Origin of the sequence: Pseudolysinimonas kribbensis, from assembly GCF_039531715.1 — a bacterium.
Lineage (GTDB): Bacteria > Actinomycetota > Actinomycetes > Actinomycetales > Microbacteriaceae > Pseudolysinimonas > Pseudolysinimonas kribbensis.
On record NZ_BAAAQO010000004.1, the window covers coordinates 1,094,982 to 1,110,183 of the forward strand.

Sequence of the window (15,202 nt, forward strand, 5' to 3'; positions counted from 1 at the left end):
TCCTTCTTCGTCAGTCGATGCGTCGATCAGGACGCCAGGCGGCGCGCAATGGCGAGCGCGCCGACGACAGGGGGCTCGGTGAGCAGGCGCACGCGGAATGCGGGATGGCGCTCTCCGACGATCCGCGCGAGCCCGTCGGCGAGCCGGGGCTGGTTCACGATCACGCTGCCGGCCGCGACGACGTCGGAGCCGACCGCTCCGCGCCGCACGAGCTGGTCGACGAGCCGGGCCAGGTGCCGTGCGGCGTCGTCGACCACGCGGGCGGCCCCGGCCGATCCGGCGTCGGCGGCGGCGAAGACGGCCGGCGCGGCCGGACCCCAGTTGTCCATCGTCGCCTCGTCGTTCACGGCCCGGGCGAGGCGCTCGGCGTCCGCGACGCCGAAGGCGCCGAGCAGGGCCGCGAGCAGGCCGTCGTCGGGCTCGCCGTCGTCGTGGGCGAGCAGCGCCGCACGGGTCGCCTCGCGCACGATCCCGGCGGAGCCCGCTTCGTCGCCGATGATCCAGCCCCAGCCGCCGGTGATGAGCGGGCGGCCGTCGGCGGCGGTCGAGACGCCGATCGCGCCCGTGCCCGCGATGACGCCGATGCCGGTCTCGAGCCCGGCGGCGGGCACGAGCAGGGCGGCGTCGTTGACGCAGCGCGCCCGGATGCCCGCGGCGCCGAGCGCGGCCGCGAACTCCTCGGCGATCTCCGCGGTGTCCAGGCCCTGAGCGCCGATCCCGACGGCGCGCGGCTCGAGACCCGCCGGCAGGGCGCGCTCCAGCAGGCGGCGTACCCACGCCACCCCGTGCGGGATGGGCTCGGCACTCCAGCCCTCGGCCGCGACGGTCGTGTCGACCACGCGCGTGCCATCGGGGGTCGCGGCGAGCACCGCCGCCTTCGTGCCGCCCAGGTCGAGCCCGACATCCACGGCGGTCATGCGTCCTCCGCGCGGACCGGGGCGACCTTGATGTCGTCGGCGTGGAACACGAACTCCTCGATCGGCACGCCGCGCGCCTGCGCGACGCCCCCGGCGAGGGACTGCACGACCGCGGCCTCGAGGATCGCGCGCTGGGCCGCGGGCATGCGCGGCAGCCGGATCACGGCGAGCCCCGGCTCGTCGGCGACCTCCTGCCGGGTCACGAAGACGACGCGGTTGCCGGCGTCGAGCAGGGTGCGGGCGAGGCCGGCCTCGCGGCGATCGCCGAACACGACGTGTACGCCGCCCCCCGCGGACTCCATCGACCCGTGCAGGTACTGCCGTGTGCTCATGGCGGTCGCCGGGATCCGCGCCACCTCGCGCAGCAGCAGGGCCCCCTCCTCGGCCGAGCCGACGGCGGGCGCCGAACCGACGAAGTCCGCCCACGGCACGCCGTCGAACAGCCCGACGGCGCGGTCGATCGTCGTGGCGATTCCCTCGTCGAAGCGGGCGAACGCGGCCGGCAGCTCGTCCCAGCCGGGGTCGATCCCGCCGCCGTCCCAGCGGTCGGCCAGCATGCCGAGCGCCGCGAGGGTGGCGGTGTAGCCGATCGTCGATGCATAGCTGTCGCGCAGGCTCCCGAGCGTGAGGCTGTCGGTCACGAGCTCGGTGATCGGCGAGGGGGCGCTGTTGACGACGGCCAGCCGGCGCTCGGGCGGCACCGATGCGAGCGCGTCGAGCGTCTCGGCGCTGCGTCCGCTCTGCGACACCCCGATGATGCGGTGCTCGGTGAGGGGGTACGGCACGGGCACGTCGCCGGCGCTGATGCGCCAGGCGGCGATCCCGCGCTTGCGCAGCGCCCACACCGGTGCGCACGATGCCGCGTGGCTCGCGCCGATGCCGACCATGACGGGGCCGGGACCGCGGAGCGCGCCCTCGGCCTTCCATCGGTCGAGCTGCTCCCGGATGCGCGCGATGGCGACCCCGAGCTGCTCGGCCTGGCCGCGCCGGGCCTGCTCGTACGCGATGTACTCGGGTGGGGCGTACAGGGTCACGACGAGCTCCCCGCGTCGGGCAGCGTCGCTGCGGTGGGATCCCAGTCCGTGGGAAGCGGTTCGACACGCGGGGCGCGGGTGGCGAGCGCGACGGTGCGGCCTCCGGCGTCGGCGGACTCCTCGATCGCGAGCATGACGTCGAGCGCGTGCAGCGCGAGCTCGCCGCTGGCACGCGGACGCACGCCGGCGCGGATCGCCCTGGCCATCTCGACGACGCCGGTGCCGCGGGCGCGCGGCGTTCCGGGCGGCGGGCTCTCGCGCCAGCCGGCGCCGCGGGTGCCCGCGGCGGCGATCCGGGTGGGGCCGTCGAACCCGCTCACGGGCACCTCGAGGGTGCCGGCATCGCCGGTGACATCGAAGAGCTGACGCTCCACCCAGGAGTCGAAGCTGTAGACCGACGTGCCGACGACGCCGGATTCGAACCGCAGCAGCGCGCTCACGTGGGTCCACACCTCGACGGGGAACTCCGTGCCGGCATCCGGTCCCGACCCGACGACGCGCGTCGCGCGCGGCCGGCTGCCGAGCGCCTCGACCTCGACGATCGAGCCGAGCAGCTGCACCATCGTCGACACGTAGTACGGGCCGATGTCGAAAAGCGGCCCGGCGCCGCGGGCGAACAGGAACTGCGGTCGCGGGTGCCACGAGTCGGGCCCCGGCCCCTGCATGAGCGTGAGCAGGGTGCGCGGCGCCCCGATCTCGCCGTCGTCGAGCAGGTGCTGGGAGTGCTGGATGCCCTCGCCGAGGATCGTGTCGGGCGCGTTCCCGACGACCAGGCCCGCGGCGCCGGCCGCCTCGAGCAGTCGCCGGGCGTCGTCGCGGCGAAGCGCCATCGGCTTCTCGGCCCAGACGTGCTTGCCGGCCTCGATCGCGGCGAGGCCGACCTCGGCGTGCGCCGCCGGGATCGTCAGGTTCACGATCAGCTCCACGTCGTCGCGGGCCAGCAGCGCCTCGGGCGTCGCGGCGTGCGCGATGCCGTAGGCGTCGGCCTGCGCGGCCGCGCGCGCGGCGTCGAGGTCGGCGATCGCGATCACCCGCAGGTCGGCCGCCGCGGTCATCGCCCGCAGGTACTCGTCGGAGATGTTGCCGGCGCCGATGACGCCGATCCCGACCGGTCCGGTGTTCATGTCGCCTCCAGCAGCTCGGCGAAGAACCGGCGGTTGCGCTCGAGCACCGCGAAGACGTCGCCGTCGACGACCACCTCCACGACCGCGAGCTCGAGCGCAGGCGCGGCGAGCGCCACGACCTCGTCCATGCGCCCGGTGATGTCGACGCGCGCGGGCGGGTCGTCGGCATCCGGCGGCTCGTTCTTCACGTGCAGCATCCGGATGCGGTCGAGGTGCGCGGGGATGAGCGCGAACACGTCCGCCCCGCCCACGCTCGCCCAGTAGGTGTCGACCTGCAGCACGATGGCCGGGTCGAGCGCCTCGACGAGCAGCTCCCACGCGTGCCGGCCGTCGATCATCGACGAGAACTCGAAGTCGTGGTTGTGATACCCGGTGCGGATGCCGTGATCGGCGTAGAACGCGGCGGCCTCGTTGATCTCCGTGGCGAGCGCGTGCACGTCGTCCGCGGTCGCGAACCGCGCCTTGTCGACCCACGGCACGACGACCGTGCCGATGCCGAGCCGGCGCGCGGCGGCGAGCACGGCATCCCGGTCGAGGTCGGTGATCTTGACGTGCGCAGTGCGGGCCTCGAGTCCCGTCTCGGCGAGACCGGCGGCGAGCTCGTCGGTCTGCCCGAGCACGTCGTACGGCTCGACGTCGGTGTAGCCGAGCTCGGCGAGCCGGCGCAGGGTGCCGCGCAGCTCGGGGCCGAGGTGGTCCTTGGTGCTGTACAGCTGCACCCCGACGCGCGGGGACGGGCCGCGGGCCTCGGTCCGGTCAGTGCTCATGGTGCGCCCCTCCGTGCGCCGGGTGGCAGTGCTCGCTCGTCGACTCGGGGATGTCGAGCGCGGGGTTGCGGCCGAAGAAGCCGTGCGGGCGCAGCACGAAGCCGCAGGTGTCCACCGGCATGACCGGCCAGTCCTCGACGCGCGGGAAGTGCGTGAGGCCGAACGTGTGCCACAGCACGATGTCGGCCCCGTCGACCGGCCGGTCGGCCTTCGTCCAGCTCGGCAGTCCCGCGCCGCCCGCGTGCAGGTTGACCAGGTCGCCCGCCGGGTAGAGCTCGTCACGGTCGTACGCCGTGACCCAGAGGTGCTTGGTCGCGAAGGTGGCGCGCTTGTGGATGTCGGACTCGGCATCCGCGAGCAGCACCGGCTTGCCCTCGGGCAGCAGCACCCAGCCGACGTCGCGGCCGAGCCGGTTCTGGGACGAGGGGTTGCCGATGAACCACAGGCGGTTGCGCAGGTTGTCGGCCAGCCGCTGGGCGTCGCTCTCCCGCCGCAGCCGCGTCACGGTCTGGGTGAATCCCGTTCCGGTGGGATTGCGCTCGCCACGCGGCACGAGGGCGGCCTCCAGCTCGTCCACGTAGTTGTCGACACCGTCGACCGCCATGTCGAGGCGCGCGCTGAACAGGTGCTGGTGGTGCGGAGCCCCGAGCCCCGGGGCGATCTCCGTCGCGAACTCGTAGCCGTCCCGCGGGTAGGCCGAGGTGAAGACCACGCCGGTCGCCTTCACCTCGAATTCGATCGATCCGTCGAGGCCGAAGTACCAGTAGAACCCGTAGTCGTAGTTGCCGACCGTGACGAAGAAGCTCACGACGAGGCGCCGGTTGCGGCGCGAGTCGCTCGAGCCGTTCCAGTTGTCGAAGTGCTTCCAGAGGATGCCCGCGTCCTCCTCGTGGATGCAGATCGCCTGCGGGATCACCCGGGCGCTGCCGTCGTTCGCGGCGACGACCGCGTCGAGGTAGGTGATGTCGCCGACGCAGTCGCAGCCGAGCTCGAGGGAGTTGGCGAACCCGCCGAGCAGGTACTCGCCGCAGTCGAAGAAGTTCTGGAACCAGCGCTGCGGGCTCGGGTCGCCGTACGGCACCATCATCTCCGCGATCGAGGCGCGGTAGATCACGGGGCGCTGCTCGCCCTCGTCGGCGATCGAGATGTTGTGCAGCACGAGCCCCTCGCGCTGGTCGAAGCCGACCTGCAGCTCCCAGCCGGCCCAGGACAGCACGCCGTCGTCGTCGATCGTGAAGCTCGGACCCTCGGGCTGGGTGATCTCGATCGGGCGAAGGCCCGTGCGGTCCGGTCCGCGCCACGATGCGAGATGGAAGTTGCCGTCCTCCTGGGGCACGGGCAGGTCGACGTAGTCGATGACGTCGAGCACGTCGCCCGTCACGACGTCGACCATGACGGTCACGCCATCGACCGGATGCGCCCAGCCGAGATCCTCCGGGGTCTTCTGCACGAAGGTGAAGCAGCGCTGGATGCGCCGGCCGGCCTCGTCGACCGAGAGCACGCCGGCGCTCAGCGGGTTGACCCGCAGGGTCGACAGGTCGGTCAGGCCGCGCTTGCGCATCGCGGCGAGCCAGCGCTCGTCCCGATGCACGACCTCCTCGACGTAGGCGAACTCGCGCAGCACGACCGGCACGGCGCCGTCGACGGACGTGTCGAGCAGGCGCTGCGACACGAGTCGGCCGCTCGCGGGCGCCACGACCACGTCGTGGGATGCGCCGGTGCGCATGTCGATGAGGAAGCCGCGCAGCTCGCGCTCCCCCGGGGCGCCGGCGAGCACGTCGCGTTTGTCGGGCTCGCGCAGACCGAGGTACGACACATGCGTGTCGGGGCCCGCGAGCCCCTCGCGGCGCAGCACCTCCATCGCCTGGTCGATCTCGTCGGCGGTCATGGTCGTGAGCGCGGCGGCGGTCGTCATCGGGATCCCCCGTTCGTCAGGCGGTCGAAGGCGGCGTCGAGCACGGGGTCGACGCGCTGCAGCTCGGGATGCGCGTCGTACCACGCGAGCACCTCGCGGGCGCCGTGCGAGAAGTCGACGGCGGGGGCGAAGCCCGGGACGAGCCGCGAGAGCTTGGTGGTGTCGAAGATCATGGAGTGCCGGAAGTCGTGCTCGAGCACCTCGGCCCAGGGCGGATGCGCCGCTCCGACGTCCTCGCTGGAGCGATGCACGAGCACGGGGTCGCGCACCCCGGCGGCCTCGGCGAGGACCCGGTGGATCTGATCCCAGGTGAGCAGGTCGCCGCTGACGAGGTTGACCGACTCCCCCACAGCGTGATGGTTGCCGAGCAGCGGCACGAACGCCCGCGCGAGGTCGCTCGAGTGCATGAGGGTCCAGATCGAGGTGCCGTCGCCGGGCACGACCACGGCGCGGCCGGAGCGCATCCGCTGGATCGCCGTCCATCCGGGGAGGATCGGGATGACGCCCCGGTCGTAGGTGTGGAACGGCCGCACGATCGTGAGCGGCAGGCCCCGCTCGCGATAGGCCTCCTCGAGGGCGAGCTCGGTCGCCACCTTGTCGCGGGCGTAGCCGAAGACCGGCTGGCGGCGCGGGCTCGACTCGGTGATCGGCAGCAGCGGCACCGGCCGCGCGTAGACGCTGCACGTGCTGATGAAGACGTACTGCCCGGTGGAGGCGACGACGGCGTCGAGGCCGTCGCGCACGTGGTCGGGGTGGAATCCGATCCAGTTGACGATCGCGTCGTACTCGTGACCGCGCAGCACCCCGGCGACCGCGCCGGGCTCGCGCAGGTCGGCTCGCACGTGCCGCACGGCGTCCGGCAGCTCGCGGCGGGGCTCGCCGCGGGTGACGACCGTGAGCTCGGCCCCTCGCCGGGCGAGCTCCGCGGCGACCGCGGAGCCGATCATCCCGGCCCCGCCGAGGAAGAGGACGCGCAGGCTCATCGGCTGCCCCGGGACAGCCCGCGCCCGACGAGGTAGTCGTAGCTCTGCTCGACGGCCTCGAACGTGGGCACGCTCAGCCGCTCGAGCTCGAGCAGGTGCCAGTCGAGGCCGGGGTTGGCGGCCAGCGCCGCATCCCAGTCGATCGATCCCTCGCCGATCGGCACCATGACGTCGTGCTCGTAGCTGATCGCCGGGCCGTCCTTGATGTGCACGTACTCGACGCGATCGCCGAGCGCGGCGACGACGGCGGCCGGGTCGGCCCCACCCATCCGGGTCCAGTACATGTCGAGCTCGATGACGACCCGCGGGTCGAGCTGCTCGAGCAGCAGGTCGTAGGCCTGACGGCCGTCGAAGACCTGACTGAACTCGGCGAAGTGGTTGTGGTACGCGATGCGCATGCCGTAGCCGGCGGCGTTCTCGGCGCCGTCGTTGACCCGCACGAGACCCGCGGTGATCGCCTCGGGGCTCTCGAACTCCTCGCGCTCGAGGCTCCAGACCAGTGTCGTCGCGCCGAGTTCGGCGTTCTCGTCGAGGATGCGGGTCGCATCCGATCCGCTCGGGAACGGCGCGTGGGCGCTCGTCAGCTCGAGCCCCGCCGCGTCGATGGCGCGGCGCAGGCGGGCCGGGGTGAAGTGCTCGAGGAGCCCATAGGTCTCGACGCCGAGGAAGCCGAGCTCGGCGATCCGGGCGAGGGTGCCCTCGAGGTCCCGCCGCGCCAGGTCGAGGACCGTGTACATCATGACCCCGATGCGCGGGAGGTCGTTCTGCGCGGCGTTCACGAGCGGTGCGCCACCCAGTTCAACGCCTGCCGCACGAGCCGCTGGAACGAGGGGTCGCCCCAGACGCGCATGTCGTGCCCGAGCGCGAGATAGACGACGCGTCCGGCGCCGAGCTCGCGGGTGTAGAGCACGGGGATGATCTCGCCGTCCTGGTCGCGCCGGCGCTGCGCGAGGATCTCGTGGTCGCCGTCGGCGAACTCGAACTCGTAGAACTCGTCGTAGAGCTCGAAGTCGCTCACGCCCTCGGTGATGGGATGCTGCGCGACGACCTCGATCCGCTGCATCCCCTTGTGGTATCCGGGGCCGTGCGAGAGGTAGTGGTTGCCGAGCACGCCGAACCAGGTCGCGAAGCTGTTCGCGGCATCCGGCTCGACCGATCCCATGACGTTGGAGCAGTGCAGGGCGACGACGCCGCCACCGTTCCGGATGCGCTCGGCGAACGCCTCCTGCTGCGCGGGCGTGAACTCGCCCCCTGCCTTGTAGAGCAGGAAGACGTCCTGGTTGGCGGTCGACTCGAACGGGTCGACGAAGCGCTGCATCCCGGCCGCCGGGGTCGTGATGAAGCCGGCGTCGGAGGCGATGCGCGAGAGTGCGGGGGCGGCCTGCAGCAGGTCGTGGTCCACGTCGTCGCCGGCCACGAGGACCATGGCGCGCTGGGGGGTGGTGTCGGTCACGTTCTCTCCTCGGGAGGGGGTGGTGGGGCGGCGCTCGCGGCGCCGCCCCACCGGTGTCACTTGCCGGTCGGCTTCAGCTGCAGTGCGACGACCGGGTTCGGGTCGCCTCGCCAGTACGGATTCGCATCCGTCGGGAAGCCCTTCACCTTGGTGTCGTTCCAGTCGGCGTAGCCCTGGTAGTAGCTGAGGATCAGCCACGGCTGGCCCTCGACGAAGCGGCCCTCGAGCCCCTCGATGGCGGCGTTGCGCTGCGCATCGGTGGTGGCGTTCTCGTAGTCCGCGAAGAACTTCGCGGTCTGCGGGTCGTTCCAGCGCTCGATGTTCTGCTTCGTCTGGTCGACGGTGCCGACGGGCGCGTAGTACTTCGGGTTCATCCAGGCGTTGTAGAGCCCGTAGACCGTCGTGTACTCGTCGATCGGGTAGCCGATCGTCGCGTCGTAGTCGCCCTTGCTGGTCAGCGGGTCGATCGCGTCGACGGACACGCCGTTGACCGCGACCTTCATGCCGGCCTGCTTGAGGTTCGCCTGGATGATCTGCGCCGCCGCCACCTGCTCGGTGTACGCCGACGGGATCGTGATGGTGAACCCGAGCGTCTTGCCGCCCTTGGCGTAGTAGCCGTCGGAGCCCATCGTGTAGCCCTGCTGCTCGATGAGCTTCTTGGCGCCGGCGACGTCGTACGAGTACGTGGCGTCCTTGTACTTGTCGGCGATCGCGTTGTCGAACAGCGGCAGCGGCAGGCCGACCTTGTTGGTCGCCGCGGGGCGGTTCGCCGAGTCGGCGACCTGCTTGCGGTTGATCGCCAGGCTGGTGGCCTCACGGATGGCCTGGTCGTCGAACGGGAACGCCGCGTTGTTGGTGATGAGGCCGTCCGAGCCGATGACCGGCCAGAAGTGCTTGAACTGCGGCCCCTTCGCGGTGAAGGTCTGGTCGATGTTGGCGATGTAGGCGCTCGACCAGTCGACGTCGCCCTGGATGAGGGCGGCCGCGACGGCGGTGTTGTCCTTGTAGCCGATGACCCGGATGCCACCGATGTACGGCTTGCCCTTCTGCCAGTAGTCGTCGTTCTTCATGAGCGTGTAGCTCTGCGGGCTGAACTTCGCCTTGTCGAAGACGAAGGGTCCGGTGCCGATCGGGCTCGGGTCCTCGAACTTGGTGAGGTCGCCCTTCTTGGAGTAGATGTGCTTCGGCACGATCTCCGTGTTCGCCGTCTTCGGGAAGGACGGGCGCCCGTTGTTCTCGAACGTCATGACGACCGTGAGCGGACCGTCGGCCTTGACGGAGTCGTACTCGAGGCCGTTCAGGTTCAGGGCCGGGGTGTCCTTGAGCATCTGGTACGTGTAGACCACGTCATCGCTCGTGAACGGCTTGCCGTCGCTCCACTTCACGTTCGCACGCAGGTGGAAGGTCAGCGTCTTCGAGTCGGACGACCAGTCCCACTTCGTGGCGAGCCACGGCTTGTAGTCCTCGGACTTGATCTTGTTCACCTGCACCAGCGGCTCGTAGATCATGAACCGGTTGGCCTGCGTGCCGCTCGTGGGCAGGTAGGGGTTGAAGACGTCCTGGAAGTCGCCGCCGGTGATGGCGGTGTTCAGGATCAGTCCGTCCTTGGAGTCGGATCCGCCCGACGAGCAGGCGGACATGGTCGCAGCCATCGCGACCACGGCGACGGCCGCGATCGCGGCACGCCATCTCGTGCTTCGTGACATCGTGTGCTTCCTCTCAATGCGGTGTTGCGGTGGGATCGGCGACGGGCTGCTCCGCCCGCCGGATGGGGGGCGAGCTGGGCCCCCCGGGTTCATGCAGCCAGCAGCGCGCCCAGTGCTCCTCGCCCAGCGCGAAGGCGGGGGGCGAATCGGTGAGGCAGCGCTCCATGGCGAAGGGGCAGCGGGGGTGGAATCGGCATCCCGACGGCGGGTCGATCAGGCTCGGCGGCTGACCGGTGTCCTGGATCCGCTGCACGCCCTCCGGCCGATCGGGGTCGGGTGCCGAGTCGATGAGCAGCCGGGTGTACGGATGCCCGGGATGCTGGGTGACCGACTCGGCCGGCCCGCCCTCGATGAGCTCGCCCGCGTACATGACCGAGGCGGTGGTCGCGAAGTAGCGCGCCGAGGCGATGTCGTGGGTGATGTACAGCAGCGCCAGGTTGCGCTCGCGCGCCAGCTCGTCGAGCAGGTTCAGGATGCCGAGGCGGATCGACACGTCGAGCATCGAGACCGGCTCGTCGGCGAGCAGCACCTTCGGGTTCGCGGCGAGCGCCCGGGCGATCGAGATGCGCTGCCGCTGGCCGCCCGAGAGCTCGTGCGGGAACTTGTCGGCGAACTGCTGCGCCGGCGTGAGGTTCACCTCGGCCAGCACATGCGCCATGCGGGCATCGATCTCGGTGAGCGAGAGACCGCGATGGTGGATCCGCAGCACCCGTCGCAGGTGGTACGCGATCGTGTGCACCGGGTTGAACGACCCGAACGGGTCCTGCAGGATCAGCTGCACCTGGCCGACGTAGCGGCGCAGGGCCCGTCCCCCGCGCACCCGCACCGGTGCCCCGTCCAGCGAGATCTCGCCGGCCGTCGGCGTGTAGAGCTGCGCGATGAGGCGCGCCACGGTCGACTTGCCCGACCCCGACTCGCCGATGATCGCCGTGACCTCGCCGGGGCGCAGGTCGAGGTCGACCCCCTCCACCGCGTGCACCACCTTGCCGCGGCGCGCGAACAGGCCGCCGCGCACGGGGAAGCGCTTCGTCAGTCCCCGCACGCTGAGCACCGGGGCGGGTCGCGCCGGCGTTCCCGGTGTCGTGGTCATGCGCTCGGCGCTCATACCGCTGCCCCTTCCGCGAGCGCGGCCTGCTGGGCCGTGTAGAGGTGGCAGGCGACCGCGCGCGGTGCCGGGGCGTCGCCGTCGGCATCCCGCACGGTCGGGATCGGCAGCAGCGGAGGATCCTCGACCGGGCACGGCTCGAAGGCGTGCGGGCAGCGGGTGCGGAACGGGCATCCACTCGGCAGCGCCCGTAGATCGGGCGGCGAGCCGACGATGCCGGTCAGCGTCTTCTTGGGTCCGCTGAGGGTCGGGAACGACCCGAGCAGGCCCTGGCTGTACGGGTGCTGGGGCGAGCTGTAGAAGTCGCGCGCCGCGCCCGTCTCGACGACCCGGCCCGCGTACATGATCGCGATCTCGTCGGAGAGCTCGATGAGCATCGAGAGGTCGTGGGTGATGAAGATGACCGAGAAGCCGAGCCGGTCCTTCAGCTCCATGATCTTCTCGACGATCTGGCGCTGGATGACCACGTCGAGGGCCGTCGTCGGCTCGTCCATGATGATGATCTCGGGATCAAGGGCGAGCGCGATCGCGATCATGACGCGCTGGCGCATGCCGCCGGAGAGCTCGTGCGGGTAGGCGCCGACGCGGTCCGCGCTGATGCCCACGAGCCGCATGAGCTCCCGCACCCGCTCGGCGCGCTCCTCGCCCGACATCCCGGGACGGTGCGCCTCGATGGCATCCTCGATCTGCGCCCCGACCCGCAGGATCGGGTTCAGGGCGTTCATCGCCGACTGGAAGACGATCGACAGCTCCTCCCACCGGAAGTCGGTGAGCTCGCGGTCGTCGAGCGCCAGCACGTCCACCGTCTCGCCGTCGCGGCCGGTGTACAGCAGCTGGCCGGCGGTGATCTGCGCCGGCGGCTGGTGCAACCGCGTGATCGCGTAGGCCAGGGTCGACTTGCCCGAGCCGGACTCGCCCGCGATGCCGAGCACCTGCCCGCGACGCAGGGTCAGCGAGACGCCGTCGACCGCGCGCACCGGCTGGTCGGCCGAGCCGTAGTCGACCACGAGATCGTTGATCTGCAGGATCACGTCACCCCGGGTGAACGCGGCGTCGGTGCGCCGCAGGGCACGGCGCGGGGTGCGTCCCGTCGCGCGCCGGATGCCAGCCGCCGACGCGCGCGCGGCACGCTTCGCGCCCTTCCGGGTCGCGATCCCGGCCGAGCGCAGCCGCGGGTTGATGAACTCGTCGATGCCGAAGTTGATGAGCGACAACGCCGTGCCGAGCAGCGCGATGCACAGTCCCGGCGGCACGAACCACCACCACGCGCCGAACGCGAGGGCCGAGCTGTTCTGCGCCCAGTACAGGATCCCGCCCCACGACCACTCGGTCACGTCGGTCAGGCCGAGGAAGGCGAGGGAGGCCTGAGTGAGGATCGCCCCGATCACCGTGGAGAGGAACGTGGCCGCGACGATCGCCCACTGGTTCGGCAGGATCTCGCGGAAGATGATGCGGAAGGTGCTCTCGCCCGTGGCACGGGCGGCCTCGACGAAGTCACGCTTGCGCAGCGAGAGCGTCTGCGCCCGCAGCACCCGTGCGCCCCATGCCCACGCGGTGATCGAGATCACGATCGTGATGGCCAGCGACCCCGTCGAGGGCAGGGCACCGGCCAGGATCACGACCAGCGGCAGGCTCGGGATGACCAGGAAGATGTTGCTGATGACCGACAGGACCTCGTCCCAGAACCCGCCGAGGTAGCCGGAGGCGAGTCCGAAGAGCATCGACAGGAGGGTCGCGAAGACCGCGGCGACGAATCCGATCAGCAGCGAGATGCGCGAGCCGTCGACGACCTGCGTGAACACGTCCTGCCCGGTGTGCGTGGTGCCGAGCAGATGCTGCGGCGAGGGCGGCAGCAGCACCTCGTTGCTCACGGCGGAGGGGTCGGTGTGGATCACGAGCGGCCCGATGACGGCGACCAGCACGAAGAACAGGAGCAGCACGACGCCCGTGACGGTCTTGGCCGAGCGGAATCCGCGGATCCAGGCGAAGCGCCTCCCGCGCTCGCGCGTGATGGTCTCGTTCGGGTCGACCGAGGCCTCCGCCAAGGTGGTCGTCGACATTCAGGCCCCCTGCCGTGTGCGGGGGTCGAGGATCACGTAGAGCAGATCCGCGACCAGGTTCGCCGCGAGCACGGCGATCGTGATGATGAAGAAGATCCCCTGCATGAGCGGGTAGTCCTGCCCCTGCACGGCCTGGAACAGCGCGTAGCCGATGCCGGGGTAGTTGAAGACGACCTCGGTGATGATCGATCCGCCGACGATGAACCCGAGCGACAACGCGAAGCCGGCGAGCGAGGGCAGTAGGGCGTTGCGCCCGGCATACGTGGAGAGGATCCGGCGGGCCGACAGTCCCTTCGCGCGGGCCAGCAGCACGTAGTCCTCGGAGAGGGTCGTGATCATCATGTTGCGCATGCCGAGGAGCCAGTAGCCGATCGACGACACGATGATCGCGATCGAGGGCAGCAGCGCGTGCAGCACGACGCTGCCGATGAAGTCCGTGTTGAACCCCGGAGTCAGGCCCGGGGTGTAACCGCCGGAGAGCGGGAACCAGCGCAGCACGACCGCGAAGACGTAGACCACGATCAGGCCGAACCAGAAGTAGGGGATCGAGGTCAGGAACGTGGTGACGGGGATGAACCCGTCGACCCAGGTGCCGCGCTTCCAGCCCACGAACGCCCCGAGGCCGGTGCCGATGATGAAGCTCAGCACCGTGCAGACACCGATGAGGCCGAGCGTCCACGGCAGGCCCTGGCCGATGATGGTCGTCACGGGCGTCGGGTAGCTGGTGAACGAGACGCCGAAGTCGCCGTGCAGCAGCCGGGTCCAGTAGTCGACGTACTGATCCCAGATGTTGTCGCTGGTCTGGCCGAACAGCTTGCGCAGCGCGAACACCGCGTTCGGACCGAGCTGACCGTGGAAGCGGTCGAGCATGCGGGTGACGGGGTCGCCCGGGATCAGTCGCGGCAGCAGGAAGTTGAGCGTGATCGCGGCCCAGGCCGTGATCAGGTAGAAGGCCACGCGGCGCAGGAACCCCTTCATCAGAAGGTCCCCGTCGTCTCGCCGACCGGCGTCCAGTACCCCTGGGCGATGCCGCGCAGCAGGGCGTTGTCGTCGGTCTGCAGCGGCAGCCGCACCGAGCCGCGGCGCGCGCTGCTCTCGTAGGTCGCGAAGATGAGCTCGGCCGCCGCGACGCCGTGCCGGGCGTCGAGCGCGGGCTCACGGCCCTCGCGCAGCGCCTCGACGAGATCGGCGATCGCCTCGGTCGTGGCCTGGATGATCGTGGCGTCGGCGCCACCCAGATCGACGCGATTGCGTTCCTCGATCCGGCTCCGGAACTCACGGGACGCGCCGTCGAACGAGCGCACGACCGCGTGGCTGTCGGCGATCTCGATCCGGCCCTGCGTGCCGTGCAGCACGATCCCGGTGTCGGGGCCGACCGCCCGATGCTCGGGCCCGCGACCCGTGAAGACGACGGCGTTGCGGCCATCGGACCAGTGCAGGTGGGTGACCGATCCGGTCTCGGCGGTCGCACCGTAGATGCGGCGGATCGTGTCGACGTCGATCTGGCCGTACACGGTCTCGGGCGCGTCGTCGCCGCTCAGGAAGAGCAGCAGGTCGAGCACGTGCGAGCCCCAGTCGAACAGGTTCGCGCAGTACCCCTCGAGCATCGTCAGGCGTCCGATGCCGCCGGCGGCCACGAGGTCGCGCACGTCGCGGTACACCGTCTCGAACCGGCGCTGGTGGTTGATCGTGAGCTGCACGCCGCGCTCGCGGCACAGGTCGCGCATCCCGCGCACGTCGCCGAAGGTCAGCGCCACGGGCTTCTCGCAATGGATCGCCCGCACGCCGGCCGCGACCGCGTCCTCGACGATGGCCCGATGCAGGCCGGGCGGCGTGCAGATACTCAGGATGTCGATCCGTTCGGCGGCGAGCAGCTCACGGTGATCGGCGTAGACGGCCGGGACTCCCGCGTCGGCGGCGACGCTCTCCGCCAGCTCGCGGTCCGGGTCGGCGATCGCGACGACGGCGACGTCGGGGCGCTGCCGGTAGCCGTGCAGGTGCACGCGTCCCTGCGATCCCACGGCGATCACCGCTGCGGTCTGAGGCTGCATCGCGTCCGTTCCCATTGGTGCGATACCTCTGTATCCCACCTATTTACCAGTTGGCTTTTGCGAAAGTACACTGATACCAGTCGCGGC

General features: G+C 70.9%; 13 protein-coding genes. All 13 read right to left on the bottom strand.

Annotation, left to right across the window (positions count from 1 at the left end; genetic code table 11):
* Window positions 1-26 precede the first annotated feature (26 nt).
* The 13 genes from ABD285_RS15985 to ABD285_RS16045 are packed head-to-tail and all read right to left on the bottom strand — an operon-like array spanning window position 27 to window position 15,115.
* Window positions 27-917 (bottom strand): BadF/BadG/BcrA/BcrD ATPase family protein, encoded by an 891-nt coding sequence (locus tag ABD285_RS15985; RefSeq protein ID WP_284254637.1) that lies wholly within the window; start codon window positions 915-917, stop codon window positions 27-29.
* The gene (locus tag ABD285_RS15990) at window positions 914-1,951 is read right to left on the bottom strand and encodes an SIS domain-containing protein (RefSeq protein WP_344203479.1); all 1,038 of its coding nucleotides are present in this window, start codon (window positions 1,949-1,951) and stop codon (window positions 914-916) included. Before ABD285_RS15990 ends, ABD285_RS15985 begins: the two co-directional genes overlap by 4 nt.
* Window positions 1,948-3,075, bottom strand: coding sequence for a Gfo/Idh/MocA family protein (locus ABD285_RS15995; RefSeq protein WP_284254634.1), 1,128 nt, complete (start codon window positions 3,073-3,075; stop codon window positions 1,948-1,950). Before ABD285_RS15995 ends, ABD285_RS15990 begins: the two co-directional genes overlap by 4 nt.
* Window positions 3,072-3,842 (bottom strand): sugar phosphate isomerase/epimerase family protein, encoded by a 771-nt coding sequence (locus tag ABD285_RS16000; RefSeq protein ID WP_284254633.1) that lies wholly within the window; start codon window positions 3,840-3,842, stop codon window positions 3,072-3,074. Before ABD285_RS16000 ends, ABD285_RS15995 begins: the two co-directional genes overlap by 4 nt.
* A complete protein-coding gene (locus ABD285_RS16005; RefSeq protein WP_344203482.1) occupies window positions 3,832-5,757 on the bottom strand; it encodes a primary-amine oxidase in 1,926 nt (641 codons plus the stop codon). The genes ABD285_RS16000 and ABD285_RS16005 overlap by 11 nt, the downstream gene beginning before the upstream one ends.
* On the bottom strand, window positions 5,754-6,740 hold the full coding sequence (locus ABD285_RS16010) for an NAD-dependent epimerase/dehydratase family protein (protein ID WP_344203485.1): 987 nt from the start codon (window positions 6,738-6,740) through the stop codon (window positions 5,754-5,756). Before ABD285_RS16010 ends, ABD285_RS16005 begins: the two co-directional genes overlap by 4 nt.
* Window positions 6,737-7,519 (bottom strand): sugar phosphate isomerase/epimerase family protein, encoded by a 783-nt coding sequence (locus tag ABD285_RS16015; protein WP_284254632.1) that lies wholly within the window; start codon window positions 7,517-7,519, stop codon window positions 6,737-6,739. Before ABD285_RS16015 ends, ABD285_RS16010 begins: the two co-directional genes overlap by 4 nt.
* Entirely contained in the window at window positions 7,516-8,193 is a 678-nt protein-coding gene (locus ABD285_RS16020) for a ThuA domain-containing protein (RefSeq protein ID WP_344203487.1), read from the bottom strand. The genes ABD285_RS16015 and ABD285_RS16020 overlap by 4 nt, the downstream gene beginning before the upstream one ends.
* Window positions 8,194-8,249: 56 nt before the next feature.
* Window positions 8,250-9,899: an ABC transporter substrate-binding protein gene (locus ABD285_RS16025; RefSeq protein ID WP_284254630.1), complete on the bottom strand. Its 1,650-nt coding sequence runs from the start codon at window positions 9,897-9,899 to the stop codon at window positions 8,250-8,252.
* Between the two features lie 13 nt (window positions 9,900-9,912).
* Window positions 9,913-11,004, bottom strand: a complete 1,092-nt coding sequence (locus ABD285_RS16030) for an ABC transporter ATP-binding protein (RefSeq protein ID WP_344203489.1) — start codon at window positions 11,002-11,004, stop codon at window positions 9,913-9,915.
* Window positions 11,001-13,064 carry a dipeptide/oligopeptide/nickel ABC transporter permease/ATP-binding protein gene (locus tag ABD285_RS16035; RefSeq protein WP_344203491.1) on the bottom strand — a complete coding sequence of 688 codons (2,064 nt, stop codon included), beginning with the start codon at window positions 13,062-13,064 and terminating at the stop codon, window positions 11,001-11,003. The genes ABD285_RS16030 and ABD285_RS16035 overlap by 4 nt, the downstream gene beginning before the upstream one ends.
* Window positions 13,065-14,042: an ABC transporter permease gene (locus ABD285_RS16040; RefSeq protein ID WP_284254626.1), complete on the bottom strand. Its 978-nt coding sequence runs from the start codon at window positions 14,040-14,042 to the stop codon at window positions 13,065-13,067.
* A complete protein-coding gene (locus tag ABD285_RS16045; RefSeq protein WP_344203493.1) occupies window positions 14,042-15,115 on the bottom strand; it encodes a Gfo/Idh/MocA family protein in 1,074 nt (357 codons plus the stop codon). The genes ABD285_RS16040 and ABD285_RS16045 overlap by 1 nt, the downstream gene beginning before the upstream one ends.
* Window positions 15,116-15,202: the final 87 nt, after the last annotated feature.